This window comes from Streptomyces pacificus (assembly GCF_011766325.1).
Lineage (GTDB): Bacteria > Actinomycetota > Actinomycetes > Streptomycetales > Streptomycetaceae > Streptomyces > Streptomyces pacificus.
Window position 1 is genome coordinate 144242 of the sequence record NZ_BLLG01000007.1, and the last position, 19072, is coordinate 163313.

The window sequence follows — 19072 nt, forward strand, 5'->3', positions numbered from 1 at the left end:
CGGTCCCTTCGGTGTCGGTCGCTGCGTTCCCGGACTGCCGGGTGGGTTCTCCCGGGCAGCCGGCTGTGCGTTCCCGGACTGCGGGGCCCGGGGCACCCGGCTGCCGGACCTCCGGCCGCGGGGTTGCCCTCGGGGCTCGGACGCTGCTCGGTCCGTGCATGGCTCTGACCCGTTCGCTGCCCGCTTCCTCCGCTGCCCCGGCGGGGTCCTGCCCGGTTCCTGCCCGGTTCCTGCCCGGTTCCTGCCCGGCCCTGGCTCGGGCTCTGCCCGGTGCCCGCCGGGTCCCGGCCACCGGCTCCCGGGCCGCTCAGTCCCGGGCCTGCCGCGTCCCGGGCCTGCCGCGTCCCGGGCCTGCCGCATCACGGTCCGGCCCTGATCGCCCGGTCCGGCCCGGTCCCGGGCACGGCCCCAGCTCAGTCCTGGGCCAGCTTGAAGTGCCAGATGCCGGTCAGCTTCTTGCCTGTCGTCTCCACGATGGACACCTGGGCCGAACGGGAGGGCTCCCCGGTCGTCGGGCTGGTGAAGAAGGCGCTGGCCGGGATGCTCCGGTACGTCTTGTGGTACGGCTCCTGCTCGGCGCGCTCGCCGCCGATGAAGATCGTCCAGCCGTTCTCGGCGATCTCGGGGTCGACACCGAAGCGCACCTTGTCGTCCGGTGCGACCGTGATGGACTTGTCGGCCTTCTCGTTGAGGCAGTCCTGGACCTCGGACTCCTTGACGGCGTTGCCGTCGTTGTAGCAGGCGGCCTCGGTGTTGACCGAGGTCGTCCCGACCGTCACGGTCGCGAGCGGCGTCGGCTTGTCGCAGGCGGAGAGTACGAGGAGGCCGGCGGACACGGCGCCGAGGGCGGCGGCGGCCCGGCGGCGCTTGCCGGAGAGGAACGCAACGGTCATGGTCCGAAGGCTATCGGGCGCCCGGTGTCCCGCAGCGCGGGGGTGCGGCGTGGCGCCCTGGACGGCCCCGCCGGCACCGCGCGGGTGGCGTGCGCGGCCCCGCCGGCACCGTCCGGCAGACCGCGGGCGGCGTCCGGGCGGGGGCGCCGCCCGGTCCGGTCTCATCGCACCCGGGACGCCAGGGTGACCTCCTTCGGCGCGATCGTGCCGCGCCGGGACGCCGCAAGCAGCCCGCGCAGCGCCAGCGCGGCGCCCGCGGCCAGGATGCCGACCGCCACGGTCAGGCCCAGCACGCCGTTCAGCGGCAGCGAGATCCCGATCGCCCCGCCGACCACCCACGACATCTGCAGCAGCGTCTCCGAGCGGGCGAAGGCCGACGTCCGCACCGACTCGGGCACGTCCCGCTGGATCATCGCGTCCAGCGACAGCTTCGACAGCGCCTGGGACAGCCCGGCCACCGCGCCGAGCACCGCGAGCATCAGCGGACCGAGGAACACCGCCGTGAGCGACGCCATGGTCAGCACCAGCGTCAGCCCGGTGGCGACGATCAGTTCCGGTGGGCGGTTGCGTACCCACGCCCCGACCGCCGTGCCGCACGCGTTGCCGACCCCGGCGGCGACACCGACCATGAACAGCGACGCGGCCGCGCTCTGCCCGGCCAGTGGATGGACGCGCAGCAGAAACGCCAGGAAGAAGATCAGGAAACCCGACAGCACCCGGTGCGCCACGTTCGCCTGCAGTCCGTGCAGCACCGGGGGGCCGACCGTCCGCAGGCCGGGCTTGCGCTCGCCGTACGCCAGCATGTGGGCCTTGCGTTCGCCCCTCGCCGAGTCGACCTTGTGCGGCATGCTCAGCGAGAGGAACGTGCCCAGGGCGAAGATCACGCACGCGCCGTACAACGGCCAGGCGGGGCCGATCCGCTGGAGGCCGACGCCGATCGGCGCGGCGATGCCCGTGGCGAGCAACCCGGCCAGCGTCACCCGCGAGTTCGCCTTCACCAGGGCGAACCCCGTCGGCAGCAGACGCGGCACGGCAGCGCTCCGGATCACCCCGTACGCCTTCGAGCACACCAGTACGCCGAGGGCCGCCGGATACAGCTCGATGCCACCCGTGGCGACCGCTCCCGACATGGTCAGCGCCAATACGGCGCGGGCTGTCATCGTGCCCGCCATCGCCGCGCGGCGGCCGTGCGGGATGTGGTCGAGCAGCGGGCCGATCACCGGGGCGAGGAGAGTGAACGGCGCCATGGTGATCGCCAGGTAGAGCGCGACCCGCCCGCGGGCCTCGTCGGTGGGTACCGAGAAGAAGACCGTCGAGGCCAGTGCCACGGTGATCATGACATCGCCCGCGCCGTTGACGGCGTGCAGTTCGATCAGCCTGCCCAGCCCGGACTCGCCCGCGCCGTGCGCGTGGGTGGCCCGGCGGATGCCCCTGGCCGTACGGGTGAACGGCAGCTGCAGGGCGCGGCCGACGGCTCGGCACGCCCTGCTCAGCGGCCCGGGAGCGCCGGACGACCTCGCGGCTGTCACGTCGTCATAGTGCCCTACCGGACCCCGACCCGAACCGGGATTCGGACCGGCAGGTGGGCGGCGCGCCACGGAGGGGGTAGCGTGCGTAGCGCGCCACCGGCGGTAGTTCCCGGCCGCACGCCTTTTCGCCATCCCGCAGAATGGGTGACGGTAGGTGTGCCCGAGACGGAGTGCCCGGGCGCGGACGTCGATGCGGTCCCCTGGTCCGCTCCGCCCGCCGCCCGTACCTCACGAATCGGCCAGGCGCACCCGTGAGACGGCGTAGGAGAGAAGCGAGACCTGTGAGTGCTGCGACGACGCGAAGCCGTACCCCCGACCGCCTGTGCGCCGAGGCGGTAGACCTGGCCAGGACGGCCGCGGACGAGGCTGCCGCGCCGGGGGTGGTCGGCGGGCATGTCTCGCTGGTGCCCGAGGGCGACCGGGTCGTCACCCACTTCTTCGAGTGCCGGGAGGCCGGCTACCGGGGCTGGCGCTGGGCCGTCACGGTCGCCCGCGCCTCCCGCGCGAAGAACGTCACGGTCGCCGAGGCCGTGCTCCTGCCCGGACCGGACGCGCTGCTCGCGCCCGAGTGGGTGCCGTGGAGCGACCGGCTGCGGCCGGGTGACCTCGGCCCCGGCGATCTGCTCCCCACGGACGCCGATGATCTGCGGCTCGAACCCGGCTACTCGGGTGAGGACGCTCCGCCGCCGAACTCGGCGGTCTCCGAGGAGATGGCCGACCGGGTCGACGCCGAGGACGCGGAGATCGTGACCCGCACCCCGGCCCGCGGCGGGATCGCCTCCGTGGCGGAGGAACTGGGCATGCGCCGCGCGCGCGTCCTCTCCCGCTACGGGCTGCACGTCGCCGCGGACCGGTGGGAGGACTCCTTCGGGGCGAAGACGACGATGGCGCAGTCCGCGCCGGCGTCGTGCCAGTCCTGCGGCTTCCTGATGCCGCTCTCGGGATCGCTCAAGCAGGCGTTCGGGGTGTGCGCGAACGAGTTCTCCCCCGCGGACGGGCGGGTCGTGTCGCTGTCGTACGGGTGCGGCGGGCACTCCGAGGCGGCGGTGATGCCGAAGCCGCCGCGACCGGCGCCGCCGGTGCACGACTCGACGCGCGCGGACGAGTTCCCGCTCCGGCCGGCGCCCGACAGCGGCTCGGTCCCGGACCATGCGGAGACGACCGCGCAGGACGAGGACCTGGGGCACTCGTAAGGCCCCGTTCGGGAACCTCCTTCGGGAACCTCCTTCGGGAATTCCGTTCGGGAATCTCGCACGGCCCGCTGCAGCCGGCACCGCCTGGCTCCGGCCCGCGGTAGCGGTCGGGCCGGGACGCCGCGACCAGCCGGAGGGACCCGGCGGCCGATACGCGGGACGACGGCGCTGCGGAGCGCCCGCGTCTGCAGAACGCCCCGGTCGGCCTTGCGCTCGGGTCCCCGGGGCGCCCGGGCCGGCCTTGCGCTCGGCGCTGGTGGCGCTGGTGGCGCTGGTGCGCTCGTGGTGCCGAGCGCGCCGGTGACACGGCAGAGGCGGCCGAGGGCGGAGGCGGGCAGACCCCGGGGCACGGCGGCGGCGCCGCGCCCGTCCCAGCTCGCCGGGTCCTGACCGGCCCTGCCAAGCCCTCCCCTGCCCTGCGCCACGGCCCTGCCAAGCCCTCCCTCCTCTGCCCCGCGCCAGGGTGGTCCGGTGCCTCGCGTCACGGTCCGGACCTCCCCGGACCCCGGGCGGATTCGCCGCGCCGGGGCCGGCGGAACCGATTCGGGAGCGGCCGCATCGGGAGCGACCTCGACACCCGAATCCCCGTCGCACCGCAACGCCACCCGGGTGCGCGGTGCGGGCCCCGGTGGAGCGGTCGCGCGGGGGTGTGTGCGACGCGGTACCTTCTGGCTCCGGGGCGGGCCGCGTCCGCGCGGCCGGGACGGCGGCGACGGCCGGCACCCCCGGGTGCCGGCGCCACACCGCACCGGTACCCGCGGAATGCCGAAACGGCCGACAGGCACAGTCAGAGAGCGGAGACAGGCGTGAGCGTCAGGACGACCGAGGGGGCCGACCCGTTCGGGACGGTGCGGCTGCGGCGCGGGGTGCTCGACGCCTGGGCCGCGAGCCCCGCGCGCTTCCGCGAGGACGCCAACGCCGAGGAGGACCTCGCCCTCGGCGGCTACCGCGATCGCGTGATCGTCGAACTGGCCCAGAACGCCGCCGACGCCGCCGCCCGCGCCGGTGTCCCCGGGCGCCTGCGGCTCACCCTCGACCGGGGCACGCTCGTCGCCGCCAACACCGGGGCGCCGCTGGACGCCGCCGGTGTGGAGTCGCTGTCGACGCTGCGGGCGTCGGCCAAGCGCGACGGCGACCGGACCGCTGTGGGGCGTTTCGGTGTCGGCTTCGCCGCCGTACTGGCCGTGAGCGACGAGCCCGCCGTCGTCGGCCGGCACGGCGGTGTCCGCTGGTCGCTGGCCGAGGCCCGGGAACTCGCGGCACAGGCGGCACAGGCCGGCCCGGGGCTCGGGGACGAGCTGCGCCGCCGCGACGGCCATGTCCCGCTGCTGAGGCTGCCGCTGCCCGCCGAGGGGACCGCGCCCGACGGGTACGACACGGTCGTGATCCTGCCGCTGCGCGACGGGACCGCCGAGGACCTGGTCGGACGGCTGCTCGCCGGGATCGACGACGCGCTGCTGCTCACCCTGCCGGGTCTCGACGAGGTCGTGGTGGAGACCCCGGAGGGCGCCCGGACGCTGCGCCGCTCGCAGCGCGGCGACCACGTCCACGTCGAGGACAGCGCCCGCGGGATGAACCGCTGGCGGGTCGTCAGCCACCACGGCGCCATCGAGCCCGCGCTGCTCGCGGACCGGCCGGTCGAGGAGCGGATGCGACCGCACTGGACCGTGACCTGGGCGGTGCCGGTGGACACCGAGGGCATGCCCGTGCACCCGGCGTCCGCGCCGGTCGTCCACGCGCCGACCCCGACGGACGAGCCCCTCGGTGTGCCCGCGCTGCTGATCGCCTCGCTTCCGCTGGACACCGCGCGCCGCCACCCGGCTCCCGGCCCGCTCACCGACTTCCTGGTGCGGCGCGCGGCCGAGGCGTACGCCGAACTGCTCGGCGGGTGGCGGCCGGCCGGCCCCGGGCTGATCGATCTCGTCCCCGGGGCGCTGGGCAAGGGAGAGCTGGACGGTTCGCTGCGCGCGGCGATCCTGGAGCTGCTGCCGCGCACCGCGTTCCTCGCCCCCGCCGTCCCCTCGGAGGACATGGTGGTGCTGCGGCCGCTGGAGGCCGAGATCGTGGAGGGTGCCGGAGCCGAGACCGTGGAGGTCCTGGCGGATGTGCTGCCGACCCTGCTGCCGGCCGGTCTGGAGCGTCGGGCGGAGCTGCGGACGCTCGGGGTGGCGCGAGTCCCGCTGACGGAGGCGGTCGACCGGCTGGCGGGGATCGAGCGCGACCCGTCGTGGTGGTGGCGGCTGTACGACAGCCTCGCGGGTGTCGATCCGGAGCGGCTGTCCGGACTGCCCGTGCCGCTCGCCGGTACGGCCGCGGCCGACGGCGGGGGGACGACCTGGGAGGGGGACGGGGACGGCTCCCGGGACTGGGGCGGGTACGGGGCCCGGGACGCTGAAGGCGCCGGTGCCGGCGAAGGGGGCGGGCCGGGAGCCGGGGACCGGGCCAGGGACGGGGCCGGGGCCGGGGATGGTGGCGGAGGCCCGGGTGGGTACGGGTACGGGTACGGGGACGGCGACGCAGACGTGGCCGGGGAGCGGCGTCCGCGCCGTGCGCCCCGCACCGCCGTCGGCCCGCGCCAGGTGCTGCTGCCGACGGCCGAGACCCCGGCGGGACTGGCCCGGTTCGGGCTGAAGGTGGCCCATCAGGACGCCGCCCATCCGCTGCTGGAGAAGCTGGGCGCGCTGCCCGCGACACCGCGCGCGGTGCTCACCACGCCCCAGGTGCGGGCGGCTGTCGCCTCGTCGCTGGACGACGGCGACGGGCTGTGGGACGAGGACGCCCCGGACAGCGAGGAGCTGGCGGAGATCGTCCTCGCCCTCGTCCGGGACGCGGGACTGGAGCCGGGCGACGAGCCGTGGCTGGGCGCGCTGGCGCTGCCGGACGAGGACGGTGAACTCGCCCCGGCCGGAGAGCTGGTACTGCCCGGAAGTCCCTTCGCGTCCGTGATGCGCGAGGGCGAACTGGCCCTCGTCGACGCCGGGCTGGCCGGACGCTGGGGCGAGCAGCCGCTCGCCGCCTGCGGTGTGCTGGCGGACTTCGCGCTCGTCCGCGCCACGGACGTGGTGCTGGACCCGGACGAACTGGAACCTCGCGAGGGCGACTTCGCCGAACCCGACGACGCCGGGCTGCTGGACGCGGTCGATGTGTGGTGCGAGGACGTGCTGGACCGGCTGCCCGACACCCCCGTCCCTCCGGTCGCGACGGAGATCGCCGCCGTGCGCGACCTGGATCTCGTGGACGACGACCAGTGGCCGCGCGCCCTCGCGCTGCTGGCCAGGCCGCCGCTGCGGGACGCGCTGACCCAGCCCGTCCGGGTGCTGCTGCCGGACGGCACGACGGAGACGGTTCGGCCGTACACGGCCTGGTGGCTGCGCGGCCACCCGGTGCTGGGCGGCCGCCGCCCCGCGGGTCTGCGCTCATCGGGCGGCGATCCGCTGTTGGTGGGCCTGTACGACTCGGCGGGCGCGACCGGTTTCGAGGACGAGCAGGTGCTGCACGCCCTCGGCGTGCGGACGTCCGTCGCCGCGCTGCTGGACGAGCCGGGCGGTGCGGCCGAGTTGCTGGCGCGGCTCGCCGACCCGGAGCGCCCGGTGGCCGCGTCCCAGCTGCACGGGCTCTACACGGCCCTGGCGGATGTGGACCCGGAGCAGGTGACGCTGCCGGACGAGCTGCGCGCGGTCGTGGACGGCGAGGTGCGGGTGGTGGACGCTCCGGAGGCGCTCGTCGCGGACGCCCCCGACCTGCTGCCGCTGACCGCGGGGCGCCCGCTGCTGCCGGTGTCCCCGGACCGGGCTGCCGATCTGGCCGAGCTGTTCCAGGTGGGGCGGCTCAGCGAGGTGGTCGAGGCGGACGTGACATCGGACGGCGAGGAGCACGCGGTACCGGAGTCGGTGCACGCGCTGCTGGGCCCGGCGACGCCCGCGTCGTACGTCGAGCACGGGGAACTGCTCGCCGGAGGGGCCGAACTCGACTGGCGCCGAGGCTCCGACGGGGTCGTCCACGCAGCCACACTGGAGGGCGTCGCCGCCGGTCTCGCCTGGGCGGCGGGCCAGTGGCCCCGCCGCTTCGAGGTGGCGGCGCTGCTGGAGGACCCGTCGCGCACGGAGGAGCTGGCGCGGGACCGTTGGTTCGACTGAGGGCGCCGCTGGGCCGGCCGTGGAGCCCGCTGGGCCGGCTGACGGCGCCTTCGGTTCGGCTGGGGAAGCCTTTCCGGACCGGGCCTTTCCGGACCGGACTGTTCTCGCAGCCGGGCTTGTGCCGGGCCGGGCTCTCCCGTATCCGGGCTGTTCTCGCGACCGGCTCCTTCCGGGCCGGGCCTTCCCCGGGCCCGGCCGGAGATCTGCGCAGCCCCGGGAGCGCAGCCCCGGAGCGCCGTCCCGGGAGCGCAGCTGGGGAGCGCCGTCCCGGGAGCGCAGCTGGGGAGCGCCGTCCCGGGAGCGCAGCTGGGGAGCGCCGTCCTGGGGGTGCCGCCCGGGACCGCCGTCCGCTGCGGGCCGGGACCGCCGTCCGCTACGCCGGGCTTGTCCCGGCGCGCGCGCCGGGAGGTCCCCGCGGCGGCGCTACGCCGGGAAGCGCCGGTCCACCCACCGCCAGGCGAACTCCAGCACCGCCGCGGCCGTCGCGGCGATGGCGACCGCCGCCCAGGGCATCGTCGTACCCACCAGCCGCAGCGCGAAGAAGTCCTGGAGCCAGGGCACCGCGAGGACGATCAGGAAGCCCAGCCCCATGGCGGCGACCAGGCACACGCGCCACCAGGTGTAGGGGCGGGCGACGATCGCCAGGACCCACAGCGCGACCAGGAACAGGGTCAGCGTCGCCGCGCTGGTCTCGGCGGCCAGGGACCCGGGCCCGCTGTAGTGGTGCCGGGCGAGGAGGTAGGTCGTGAAGGTCGCGCCCGCCGCGACGATCCCGGCCGGGATCGCGTACCGCATGACCCGGCGCACGAAGTGGGGCCTGGCGCGCTCCTTGTTGGGCGCGAGGGCCAGGAAGAACGCCGGGACGCCGATCGTCAGCGTGGACAGCAGGGTCAGGTGCCGGGGCAGGAAGGGGTACTCGACCTGGGAGCAGACCACCAGGACCGCCAGCAGCACCGAGTACACCGTCTTGGTCAGGAAGAGCGTGGCGACCCGGGTGATGTTGCCGATGACGCGGCGGCCCTCGGCGACCACCGACGGCAGGGTGGCGAAGCTGTTGTTGAGGAGCACGATCTGCGCCACGGCCTTCGTCGCCTCGGAACCCGAACCCATGGACACTCCGATGTCGGCGTCCTTGAGCGCGAGGACGTCGTTGACGCCGTCGCCGGTCATCGCGACCGTGTGGCCGCGTGACTGGAGCGCGCCCACCATGTCCCGCTTCTGCTGCGGGGTGACCCGGCCGAAGACGGCGTTGGCGGCCAGCTCGGCCGCCATCGCCTCGCGTTCGGCCGGAAGGGTGCGCGCGTCCACGGCGGTGGCCGCCCCCGGCAGGCCGAGCTTGCCGGCCACGGCGCTCACCGAGACGGCGTTGTCGCCCGAGATGACCTTCGCCGCGACGTCCTGCTCCTCGAAGTAGCGCAGGGTGTCGGCCGCGTCGGGCCGCAGCCGCTGCTGCAGGACGACCAGCGCGGTGGGCCGGGCGCCCGCGGTGGCGTCGGGGCCGTCGAGCGCGCCGGCGGCGCGGGCGAGCAGCAGGACCCGCAGGCCCTGCCTGTTGAGGCCGTCGACCTCGCGCAGCACGGGCGCGCCCGGGGGCAGCAGCACGTCGGGGGCCCCGAGCAGCCAGGTCGAGCTCCGCCCGCTCCCCTCGGCGAACGTGGCGCCGCTGTACTTCCGGGCCGACGAGAACGGCAGGGATTCGGTGCAGTGCCACTCCTGCCGGTCCGGACACGCCTCGATGATCGCCTGGAGGGAGGCGTTGGGCCGCGGGTCGGATTCGCCGAGCGCACGGAGGACGGTGCGTACGCGGTCCTCGTCGCGGCCGTCCAGCATGCGCAGTTCGGCGACGTCCATGCCGCCCTCGGTGAGCGTGCCGGTCTTGTCCAGGCACACCACGTCGACCCGGGCAAGGCCCTCGATCGCGGGAAGCTCCTGGACGAGGCACTGCTTGCGGCCGAGCCTGATGACGCCGATGGCGAAGGCGACGGAGGTGAGCAGGACGAGGCCCTCGGGGATCATCGGCACGATGCCGCCGACCGTGCGGGCGACCGAGTCCTTGACGTTGTCGCCCTTGGCGACGAGCTGGCTGACGATGAGCCCGAGGGCGGTCGGGACCATCATCCACGTGACGTACTTGAGGATCGTGGAGATGCCGGAGCGCAGCTCGGAGTGGACCAGGGTGAAGCGGGACGCCTCCTCGGCGAGCTGGGCCGCGTAGGCCTCCCGGCCGACCTTGGTGGCGGTGAAGGCGCCGCCGCCCGCGACGACGAAGCTGCCGGACATCATCCGGTCCCCGCGCCGCTTGAGGACCGGGTCGGCCTCACCGGTCAGCAGGGACTCGTCCACCTCGAGACCGTCGGCCTCGGCGACCTCGCCGTCGACCACGACCTTGTCGCCGGGACCGAGTTCGATGAGGTCGCCGAGCACGATCTCGGAGGTGGACACCTCGCCGGCGACACCGTCGCGGCGCACGGTCGGCTTCGCCTCGCCGATCACGGCGAGGCCGTCGAGGGTCTTCTTGGCGCGCAGCTCCTGGACGATGCCGATACCGGTGTTGGCGAGGATGACGAAGCCGAACAGAGTGTCCTGGAACGGCGCGACGAGGAACATGATCACCCAGAGGACGCCGATGATCGCGTTGAAGCGGGTGAAGACGTTGCCCCGGACGATGTCGACGGCGGAGCGGCTGCTGCGTACGGGGACGTCGTTGACCTCACCGCGTGCGATGCGCTCGGCGACCTCGTCCGCGCTCAGCCCTCCCGGCCGGTGCCGCACGGGCGTCGGCACGGGGTGTACGGGGTCGAGCTCCGCCCCCGCGTCGATCACCGGGCCGCCGCGCGGCTCGGCCCCGTCGCTGTTGATCTCCGACCGCTGAGTCATGCCTTGACGGTACGGCGATGCGCGCCGCTCCACCCCTCCGGCCCCCCGATTCACGGCCCGCCGCCCCCGACCGGGCGCGAGGCGGTCGGGAGCCGGCGGCCGCGTCAGCCGGGGCCCGCCTCAGCCGGGGCCGTGCGACGCGGTCTCGGTGCGCCTGATCGCCGCGTCGCGCTTGCGCACGTACCAGATGCCGATGAGGCCCAGCCCGCCGCCGGCCAGGCAGGTCCACACCCACCAGCCGAGCTGGTGCTCGGCGAACCAGCCGTAGAAGGGGACCTGGACCAGGAAGAGGGCGAACCAGAGGACCGTGCCGCCGGTGATGGTGGCGACGACCGGCCCCTCCAGGGGCTCGGGTGCCTCGTGTTCGGGGGTCCACTTCGCCATGCGGTCAGTGTAGGCGGCACTCATGGCAGCACCCCGTCGGTGCCCCGGGCCGGCGGTGCCCCGGGCCGGCGGTGCCCGGGCCGGCGGTGTCCCGGGTGGTGTGCGCCCCGGCGGTGTCCCGGGTGGTGCGCCCTGGCGGACCCCTCCTGGTGGGCCCTCGGCCGTGCCCCTGGGCGCCGGGCGGGTGTCCCGGGCCCTGGCTGTGTCCCCTGCCGCCCGTCCCGTTCCCCTTCCCCCGGCGAAGCCCCGGGCCCCACGTCCCGGGGCCATCCGCGTCCCCGGACGCTCCCGGACGCTCCTCGGGCGTTCCCCGACGTTCCCCGGGTGCGTTCTCGGCGGCGGAGCCGGCCTTCGCCCCGAGATGTCTCCGCCCCGAGATGTCTCCGCGCAGAAGGGTCTACGCGCGGAGATACCGATCTTGGCTTTATCTGTTCATACTGAAGCGGTTTGTGTCTGATCGGTTTTCTTCGTAGCAATCTCCAAGCTCCGGATGGCCGGTCGGTCGGAGTGAGCCATGCACCATCTCGACGAGGACTCGTATGCCCCCCACGGCCACCGCGCCCGATGACGTCCGGCAGCCGCAGCGGCCCGACTCGGACTCCCGTGCCCCCGGCCGGCTCGACGGCTACTTCAGGATCTCTGAACGCGGCTCCACGATCGCCCGTGAGGTCCGCGGCGGCTTCGCCACCTTCTTCGCCATGGCGTACATCGTCGTACTGAACCCGATCATCCTCGGCAGCGCCCAGGACATGTACGGGAACCAGCTCGACGGCGGCCAGCTGGTCACCGCCACCGTGCTCACCGCCGCCTTCTCGACGCTCCTCATGGGCGTCATCGGCAATGTCCCGATCGCCCTGGCGGCCGGGCTCGGCGTGAACACGGTCGTCGCGCTCCAGCTCGCCCCGCGCATGAGCTGGCCCGACGCCATGGGCATGGTGGTCCTCGCCGGCTTCGTCGTCATGCTGCTGGTGGCGACGGGCCTGCGCGAACGGGTCATGAACGCGGTGCCGCTCGGCCTCCGCAAGGGCATCGCGATCGGTATCGGCCTGTTCATCATGCTGATCGGCCTCGTCGACTCCGGCTTCGTCTCCCGCATCCCGGACGCCGCCAACACCGTCGTCCCCCTCCAGCTCGGGCTCACCGGCCACCTCTCCGGCTGGCCGGTCCTGGTGTTCGTCCTCGGTACGCTGCTCACTCTGGCGCTGATCATCCGCAAGGTGCCCGGCGCCATCCTGCTCTCCATCATCGCGATGACCGTGGTGGCCGTCGTCATCCAGCTGATCGCCCGGCTCCCCGGCCGGGCGTGGGGCCTGACCGTGCCGGAGTGGCCGGGCAACCCCCTCGCCACGCCGGACTTCGGGCTCGTCGGGCAGGTCAGCCTGTTCGGCGGGTTCGAGAAGGTCGGCCTGCTCACCGGCGCGCTGTTCGTCTTCACCGTGCTGCTGTCGTGCTTCTTCGACGCGATGGGCACCATCCTCGGCGTCGGCGACGAGGCGAAGCTGATGGACGACAAGGGCGAGTTCCCCGGCATCAACAGGGTGCTGATCGTCGACGGCATCGCCGTCGCCGCCGGCGGTGCCACCTCCTCCTCCGCCAACACCTGTTTCGTCGAGTCCACGGCGGGCGTCGGCGAGGGCGCGCGCACCGGCCTCGCGTCGGTCGTCACGGGCGGTCTCTTCGCGGCGGCGCTGTTCCTGACGCCGCTGGCGACGATGGTCCCGTCCCAGGCGGCGACGCCCGCGCTGCTCGCGGTCGGCTTCCTGATCCTCGCGGGGTCGATCAAGGACATCGACTGGAGCGACTTCACCATCGCCGTTCCGGCGTTTCTGGCGATGGTGATGATGCCGTTCACCTACTCGATCACCAACGGCATCGGCATCGGCTTCATCGCCTTCAGCGTGCTGCGGCTGGCCGCGGGCCGCGGCCGCGAGGTGCCGATCCCGATGTACGTGGTCTCCGCGGTCTTCGTCTTCTCCTACGCGATGCCGGCGCTGGGCCTCACCTGAGGGTCCGCCCTCGGCGGCGGCGGTCACGGTCACGGTCCCGGAGCGAGCGGCGAGGCCGGCGGCCGGACCCCATCCGGACGCATCCGGCGCCGCCCGGCCACCCGGTTCGCCCGGCCGGTCCCGGTCGCCGGTCGCCGGTCGCCGGGCGCGCCGTGCCGGTTGGCATGCATCGGAGTGCCGGGCGGAAACAGCTGTTGAACTCCCGACCTCGGGATCCTCAACGACTGGCCCCCTCCGGCCACATGATCTGCAGGGCAACGCCGGATCGTTCAGCGTGGGCGACGACATCGGCTGTGCCGCCGTAACCCCGGGCGGGCTTGCCGTCCCACACCGCGAAGAGCTGGTCCACGAGACCGACGACGATCTCACTGCCCGCCATGTGCGCGGCCGGGTCGGAGGCGGTCATGCCGGTCTCGTGGACCTCGGAGGCCCGGGACATCAACTCGTCGTACAGAGGCCGATGAGCCTCCGGCAGGCTCTCCCGGTACTCGGCTGCGGGAACGACGACTTCAAGACGCCCCCCGTGCGCGAGCACCAGCTCGGCGAACCAGGCATCGGGCCCGTCCGCGATACAGGACACCCCGATCAGGTCCTCCGCGTCCTGCTCGCGGACGGCCGCTTCGAGCAGCCCGCGTACAGCCGCGCCCACCTCGTGGTTCAGCCCCCGGTGTCCTGTGATCCCGATGCGCATGGTTCCCCTCCTACAGGTAGACGTCGTGCAGCCGTTCGTCGAAGTCCCGCACCACCTTGGGCGGAGACGTCAGCGACAGGGAGCGGCGCACCCTGCGGGCCCGCTCGATGATCCGCCCGGACCGGTATTGCAGCCCGGTGTCCACCGCCCGTGAGGCGAGGGCGAAGGCTGCTTCGACCCGGCCCCCCGCCAGATGACCGGCTGCCACGTCCAGGACCACGAGAGCGCGCTGTTTCGCGCTGCCGGTGCCGAGGGCCTGGGTGTCGTCGGCGAGTACCCAGTCGGCGAGCCCGAGCCGCGCCCCGCAGGTGACCCGGGCCGCCGCGACCTTGGCCGAGTCGAAGGGGAACACCCATGGCCACGGCGGCGAATCGGACGGAGACAGCTTCTCGGCCATGGCACGGCTGCGGATAAGAGCCCGGTCGGCCCCTCGTCGGTCTCCTTCGGCGGCATGGGCGAGAGCTTCCACCGACGACAGCCACGCGTCTGCGACCACCGGACGATCATGCCCTAAGCAGCGGCGCGCGTTCTGCGCGAGGTTCAAAGCCTGTGCACCGTTGCCCGCGTGCGCCTCGAACTGGGCGAGGCTCCCGGCCTGATAGGCGGTCAGCAGCGGGTCACCGGCCGACCGTGCGGCCCGGATGGCCGACCCGTACCAGGAGCGTGCCGATCCGTGGTCACCCATGTCCCAGGCCAGCCACCCGGCCAGGCTCGCAGCCTCGCTCCCGATCGATGCCAGCCGGGACCGGGCCTCACCCGACCCGGCATCGCGACTCACGGTCTGGACGAGCCGGATGTGGGTCTGCACAGATTCGTTCAGGTCCCGGGACGGGGTCGAGCTGTCGAGTCTGCGGAACGTCGATGTGGTGAGCCTGAGCGCAGCGGCCTGGCCACCGGCTGATCCGGGGTCGGGCAGTGCGCCAAGGAACGGAGCCGCCGCGGCCGCTGCCACGCCGCCCAGGAATCCGCGTCGCTCCACCTGTCCATGTCCATCTCGAAATACGTGCTGCCGGCCTGCGAGGCCGACCATATGGGGCGGGATCGCCAGGTGTGCCGCGACCGCGGACAGGACTTCCGTCCCGTAGGAGCCGGGCCCCTTCTTCTCCAGCCGTGACACCGCCGACTGAGACAGCCCGCACGCCTCGCCCAACTGCCTCTGCGACATCCGGACGTGTTTGCGAGCCAGCTCGATGACCCTGCCGTAGTCACCGTTTCGGGACGCCTCACGGACTGCCGGTACCTTCCAGTTCAACGGCTTCTCCCCCACGCTACGCGTTTGGCCGGGTATCGACATGGGACCGTACCCACTCTGCGCATACCCGTACGCGGGTCCCGCATCAACGCTGCCCTCCCGCCAGGCACCGGGCGTTGACTGGCTGTCAGCCGCAGGCGACTCCACCGACCCGCGGCCCCGGCTCGACTCCAGCCGACCATCAGCAGCCGCGCCCGCGCCCTTCACCCCCGACAGCCACGGGCGCGGCGCCATCACCGAGGCCACGAGATGACGATGAACAACAGCCCCCAGGCCGAGGGCGCGCCGACTCCTCCGGCGCTCCCCTCCCGTTTCCCCGGCGGTGACTCGCTGTCCGCCCGCACTCTGGCGATCGCCTCCCACGGCTGGGAGGCATTCCTCGCTCGCTGCGAGACGCCGGAGGAGCGCGGAGCGGCAACGAATCAGGACGGCGAGGCCGAACGGTGAGCACCGGCCGGAAGGTTCCCACCGCGGTCGACATGGCCCGCGACAGCAACCTCGCCGTGACCCTGGCCGACTACGGCACTCCCACCGGCCCCACCGCCGATGAGCTGCGCAAGCGCCTCCGCGGCTACATCGGCCTCCTGGCCGAGCCGGCCGGACGGTACGCGGAAGCCCTGGCGGACAGCCGGGCGAAGGGCATCGCGCAGAGCACGGTCGAGCACGCGCAGCGGGTCGCCGCCGACCGGGGCGGCAACCCGGAGGCGAACCTCCGGCTGCTCGGCAAGTCCGTGGCGCTTCTCCTGCGGTACGCCAGCGACCACCAGAGGAGGCAAGCGCAGTGAGCGAACTGACGCACCACGCCCGCAGCGCGACCCGACGGCGACCGGACCACGCCCGCACACAGACCGCCCGTTACCTCGACGCCGCGGGCACGGTCGTGATGGCGCCGGGGCACGGCACCTCGTCGGGCACCAACCCGCCCACCGGCACGACGGGCAAGGTGACCGCAACAGCGACTCGCCCGACAGCGACACGGGGAACGACACCGACCAGTGACAACCGATCCCCGTCCGGTACTGGTCGTCACCAACCTTGACGACCCGACCGCGGATCTCGTGATCGCCGAGTTGCACGGCCGGGGTGTCCCGGTCGTGCGGCTCGACTCCGGAGACTTCCCCGCAACCCTGTCGTGCTCCGCCTACATCGGCGGCGACACGGCACGGTGGGGCGGAAGCGTGGCAACCCCGACCCGTATCGCTGAACTGGGCGAGGTACGGGCGCTGTACTACCGGCGCCCGTCCGGGTTCGCCTTCCCGCACCTCGACCCGCAAGACGCCCGCTTCGCCGTCGCGCAAGCCCGCTACGGACTCGGCGGAGTACTGGCCTCCTTGCCCGACTGCCTGTACGTCAACCACCCCAACCGCATCGGCGACGCCGAGTACAAGCCCGCCGGCCTCGCTGCCGCGGCAGCGTCCGGCTTCACCCTGCCGCCCTCGCTCATCACGAACCAGCCCGACGACGCCCGCGCATTCATCAAGGATCAGGGCCCGGTCATCTTCAAACCGCTGTCCGTGCCGCTTTACCTCGTCGACGGCAAGGCGCAGACCCTACCCGTCGCCGAGGTCACCGCCGATGAGATCGACGACAGCGTCTCCGGCACCATGCACCTGTTCCAGGCGCGCATGGACAAGGCCGCCGACGTTCGCGTGACCGTGATCGGCGAGCAGATATTCGCGGTACGCATTGACTGCGACCTGCTCGACTGGCGCACCGACTACAGCGCCCACACGTACACGCCGATCACGACGCCACCGGCCGTTGCGCGCGCGATCCGCTCGTACCTGATGCATTTCGGTCTCGTCTTCGGCGCGTTCGACTTCACCCTGTCCGCATCCGGCGAGTGGACGTTCATCGAATGCAACCCGTCGGGACAGTGGGCATGGTTGGAACCGCCGACCGGCCTGCCCATGACCGCGGCCCTCGCTGACCTACTGGAACGAGGTACCCATGACCGAACCTGATGTCGACGGCGTCGCGGCCAAGCTGCGGCAGCAACTCGCCGACCAGCTCGCCGCCGCAGGCTGGCTCCACTCGCCCGGCTGGCGTGCCGCCGTCGAGGCCGTCCCCCGGCATGAGCTGGTCCCCCGGTTCTACGCCGAGACCGACGCGCCGGGGCTCACCACGTGGGCGCCCATCACGCCCGAACTCGTCGGCCTCGACGAGTGGCTACGGCTGGCGTACGCCGACGAGACGTTGATCACGCAGTTCGACGGCCGCGAAATCGACTGGGCCGACCCGCAGCCCATCAGCAACGCGCACCCGACCTCATCCTCGACCCTTCCCTCACTGGTCGTACGAATGCTGGAAGACCTGCGAATCGAGGACGACCACACGGTGACGGAGTACGGGACGGGCACCGGCTACTCGACCTCGCTCACATGCCACTACCTCGGCGACGACCGCGTCACCTCAGTCGAGACCGACCCGCACGTCGGTGCACGCGCCCGTGCGAACCTCGCCCGCTGCGGCTACCGCCCCCGCCTGCTGATCGGCGACGGACTCAACGGCGCCCCCGGCTGCCCGTCGGCCGAGCGCACCATCGCCACCATGGGCGTGCGCAGCATCCCCGCGGCATGGGTGCGGCAGACCCGCCCCGGCGGGCTGATCGTCGCAACGCTCCGCGGCTGGATGCGGTCTCTCGGCCTCGTACGACTGACCGTCGAGGACGAGCACACCGCGCACGGCCGGTTCCTGTCCAGGGACCCGAGTTTCATGATCGCTCGACAGCAGGACGCACCGGAAAGCCTCGGAATGCTCCCGGCACGGGACGAAGGCACCACCCGCGACACCCGTTACGGCCCCGAGGTTCTGACCGTGCCCGACAGCGGGTTCGTCGCTCAGCTCGCGTTGCCGCACGCCCGCTATTTCTCCATGCCCACCGACGACGGCACGGTGAACACGTACGTGCTCGACGCCGGCAACGACGCGTTCGCCGTTCTCGCCCCGGACGGCGAGGGGTGGACCGTACGGCAGGGCGGCCCGGTGCTGCTGTGGGACGCCGTCGAGCAGGCACTCGCCCCGTGGCCCGCCGCCGGCTCCCCCGACCCCACCGAATTCGGTCTCACCGTCACCCCGGACGCGCAACACGTCTGGCTCGGCGCCCCCGACGGCCCAAGCTGGCGCCTGCCCGCCTGACACCACAGGAGAGCTCGGCGGCCAGCACGCCCCGCGCTCCTGCGCCGCCGCTGCAAGGAGCTGACGAAACGTGGCCGACCTTATCGCGGGCGTCCTCGCGTGCCTGTGCTCGCTGCTGCTGCCCGCCCGGGGGCAGCACCGCGTCCCGGTCGGGCGGGGTCCCCGCTCGGCCCGGGCCGGTCCGATGCCTGGCCGTAGAACTCGTCCGTTTCGTCGACGGCCGCCTTGAAGCGCTCGTCGAAGTCGTTCCGTACAAGGGTCCGGACCACATAGTCCTGGACGCTCGTTCCGCGTCTGGCGGCATGCTCCCGGAGCCGGTCGAGCAGTTCGCCGTCCATCCGCAGGCTCAGCACTGCCGATGCGTTCGATGTGCTCGATTCGGTCGTTGCAGTTGTTGCCATGTCAACCAGCATGGTTGGCCGGAACTGATCGGTGCGTCACTTTCCGAGGTCTTCTCACTCGTTTGGGTGAGACATGCGGCAGGGCTGTAACGCGGTGGTTATTAGGATGGGTAATGAGTTAAGCTAAGGACTATGCCTGACCTGTCCCACGGCGACGACATCGCCGCCGTGAACTCACTGCGCTCGGCCGTCATGAGGCTGGGCCGGCGCCTGAAGCACCAGCGCGTCGACGAATCGCTGAGCCCCACCGAGATGTCGGTGCTCGGCACCCTGGCCCGCTGCGGCTCGGCCACCCCGGGTGAGCTGGCCCGCAAGGAGCACGTCCAGCCGCCGTCGATGACCCGCATCGTGGCACTGCTGGAGTCCAAGGGACTGGTCCGGCTCGAGCCGCATCCCGAGGACCGCCGGCAGAAGGTGGTCAGCCAGACCGAGCGGGCCGAGGCCATGCTCGAGGAGTCCCGCCGCAAGCGGAACGCCTGGCTGTCCTCGCTCGCCGAGGGTTTGGACGAGGAGGAGTGGGCCAAGCTGCGCGCGGCCGCTCCCGTGCTGGAGAAGCTCGCGCACCTGTAACG

General features: G+C 73.1%; 15 protein-coding genes. 8 read left to right on the forward strand and 7 right to left on the reverse strand.

Going from position 1 to position 19072, the window contains the following annotated elements:
- Positions 1-413: 413 nt before the first annotated feature.
- Positions 414-893, reverse strand: a complete 480-nt coding sequence (locus SCWH03_RS14525) for a DUF2771 domain-containing protein (protein WP_173264651.1) — start codon at positions 891-893, stop codon at positions 414-416.
- Between the two features lie 161 nt (positions 894-1054).
- Positions 1055-2422, reverse strand: a complete 1368-nt coding sequence (locus SCWH03_RS14530; RefSeq protein ID WP_173264652.1) for an MFS transporter — start codon at positions 2420-2422, stop codon at positions 1055-1057.
- Positions 2423-2703: 281 nt separating this feature from the next.
- Between SCWH03_RS14530 and SCWH03_RS14535 the strand changes: the two genes are divergently transcribed.
- The gene (locus SCWH03_RS14535) at positions 2704-3615 is read left to right on the forward strand and encodes a DUF3027 domain-containing protein (protein WP_173264653.1); all 912 of its coding nucleotides are present in this window, start codon (positions 2704-2706) and stop codon (positions 3613-3615) included.
- 806 nt (positions 3616-4421) lie between these two features.
- On the forward strand, positions 4422-7751 hold the full coding sequence (locus tag SCWH03_RS29055; RefSeq protein ID WP_254076760.1) for a sacsin N-terminal ATP-binding-like domain-containing protein: 3330 nt from the start codon (positions 4422-4424) through the stop codon (positions 7749-7751).
- 423 nt (positions 7752-8174) lie between these two features.
- Here SCWH03_RS29055 and SCWH03_RS14555 read toward each other — a convergent pair whose 3' ends face one another.
- A complete protein-coding gene (locus tag SCWH03_RS14555) occupies positions 8175-10628 on the reverse strand; it encodes an HAD-IC family P-type ATPase (RefSeq protein WP_173264654.1) in 2454 nt (817 codons plus the stop codon).
- 120 nt (positions 10629-10748) lie between these two features.
- On the reverse strand, positions 10749-11012 hold the full coding sequence (locus SCWH03_RS14560) for a DUF2530 domain-containing protein (protein WP_173264655.1): 264 nt from the start codon (positions 11010-11012) through the stop codon (positions 10749-10751).
- 539 nt (positions 11013-11551) lie between these two features.
- Between SCWH03_RS14560 and SCWH03_RS14565 the strand changes: the two genes are divergently transcribed.
- Complete coding sequence (locus SCWH03_RS14565) at positions 11552-13018, forward strand: NCS2 family permease (protein ID WP_173264656.1); 1467 nt, start codon at positions 11552-11554, stop codon at positions 13016-13018.
- A 217-nt stretch (positions 13019-13235) separates the two neighbouring features.
- On the opposite strand, the gene SCWH03_RS14570 is transcribed toward SCWH03_RS14565, so the two are convergent.
- Together SCWH03_RS14570 and SCWH03_RS14575 are read right to left on the reverse strand one after the other, a co-directional pair.
- Complete coding sequence (locus SCWH03_RS14570) at positions 13236-13709, reverse strand: hypothetical protein (protein WP_173264657.1); 474 nt, start codon at positions 13707-13709, stop codon at positions 13236-13238.
- A 10-nt stretch (positions 13710-13719) separates the two neighbouring features.
- The gene (locus tag SCWH03_RS14575) at positions 13720-14961 is read right to left on the reverse strand and encodes a helix-turn-helix domain-containing protein (protein ID WP_173264658.1); all 1242 of its coding nucleotides are present in this window, start codon (positions 14959-14961) and stop codon (positions 13720-13722) included.
- A 255-nt stretch (positions 14962-15216) separates the two neighbouring features.
- Between SCWH03_RS14575 and SCWH03_RS14580 the strand changes: the two genes are divergently transcribed.
- The 4 genes from SCWH03_RS14580 (at position 15217) to tgmC (ending at position 18099) form a co-directional block, all read left to right on the forward strand.
- Positions 15217-15408: a hypothetical protein gene (locus SCWH03_RS14580; RefSeq protein ID WP_173264659.1), complete on the forward strand. Its 192-nt coding sequence runs from the start codon at positions 15217-15219 to the stop codon at positions 15406-15408.
- Positions 15405-15746: a DUF6415 family natural product biosynthesis protein gene (locus SCWH03_RS14585; protein ID WP_173264660.1), complete on the forward strand. Its 342-nt coding sequence runs from the start codon at positions 15405-15407 to the stop codon at positions 15744-15746. The genes SCWH03_RS14580 and SCWH03_RS14585 overlap by 4 nt, the downstream gene beginning before the upstream one ends.
- A 210-nt stretch (positions 15747-15956) precedes the next feature.
- Positions 15957-16925, forward strand: coding sequence for an ATP-grasp ribosomal peptide maturase (gene tgmB / locus SCWH03_RS14590; RefSeq protein ID WP_173264661.1), 969 nt, complete (start codon positions 15957-15959; stop codon positions 16923-16925).
- Positions 16912-18099, forward strand: coding sequence for an ATP-grasp peptide maturase system methyltransferase (gene tgmC / locus SCWH03_RS14595; RefSeq protein ID WP_173264662.1), 1188 nt, complete (start codon positions 16912-16914; stop codon positions 18097-18099). The genes tgmB and tgmC overlap by 14 nt, the downstream gene beginning before the upstream one ends.
- 80 nt (positions 18100-18179) lie before the next feature.
- On the opposite strand, the gene SCWH03_RS14600 is transcribed toward tgmC, so the two are convergent.
- Entirely contained in the window at positions 18180-18500 is a 321-nt protein-coding gene (locus SCWH03_RS14600) for a hypothetical protein (protein WP_254076761.1), read from the reverse strand.
- 132 nt (positions 18501-18632) lie between these two features.
- Here SCWH03_RS14600 and SCWH03_RS14605 point away from each other — a divergent pair, with 132 nt between their 5' ends.
- A complete protein-coding gene (locus SCWH03_RS14605) occupies positions 18633-19070 on the forward strand; it encodes a MarR family winged helix-turn-helix transcriptional regulator (RefSeq protein ID WP_173264663.1) in 438 nt (145 codons plus the stop codon).
- Positions 19071-19072: the final 2 nt, after the last annotated feature.

What these genes read in the sequence shown, in the direction of transcription:
- SCWH03_RS14555 (WP_173264654.1), bottom strand. Translation starts at nt 10,628, where the DNA reads ATGACTCAGCGGTCGGAGATCAACAGCGACGGGGCCGAGCCGCGCGGC.
- SCWH03_RS14565 (WP_173264656.1), top strand. Translation starts at nt 11,552, where the DNA reads ATGCCCCCCACGGCCACCGCGCCCGATGACGTCCGGCAGCCGCAGCGG.
- SCWH03_RS14600 (WP_254076761.1), bottom strand. Translation starts at nt 18,500, where the DNA reads ATGGCAACAACTGCAACGACCGAATCGAGCACATCGAACGCATCGGCA.
- SCWH03_RS14525 (WP_173264651.1), bottom strand. Translation starts at nt 893, where the DNA reads ATGACCGTTGCGTTCCTCTCCGGCAAGCGCCGCCGGGCCGCCGCCGCC.
- tgmC (WP_173264662.1), top strand. Translation starts at nt 16,912, where the DNA reads ATGACCGAACCTGATGTCGACGGCGTCGCGGCCAAGCTGCGGCAGCAA.
- SCWH03_RS14605 (WP_173264663.1), top strand. Translation starts at nt 18,633, where the DNA reads ATGCCTGACCTGTCCCACGGCGACGACATCGCCGCCGTGAACTCACTG.
- SCWH03_RS14560 (WP_173264655.1), bottom strand. Translation starts at nt 11,012, where the DNA reads ATGGCGAAGTGGACCCCCGAACACGAGGCACCCGAGCCCCTGGAGGGG.
- SCWH03_RS14580 (WP_173264659.1), top strand. Translation starts at nt 15,217, where the DNA reads ATGAACAACAGCCCCCAGGCCGAGGGCGCGCCGACTCCTCCGGCGCTC.
- SCWH03_RS14570 (WP_173264657.1), bottom strand. Translation starts at nt 13,709, where the DNA reads ATGCGCATCGGGATCACAGGACACCGGGGGCTGAACCACGAGGTGGGC.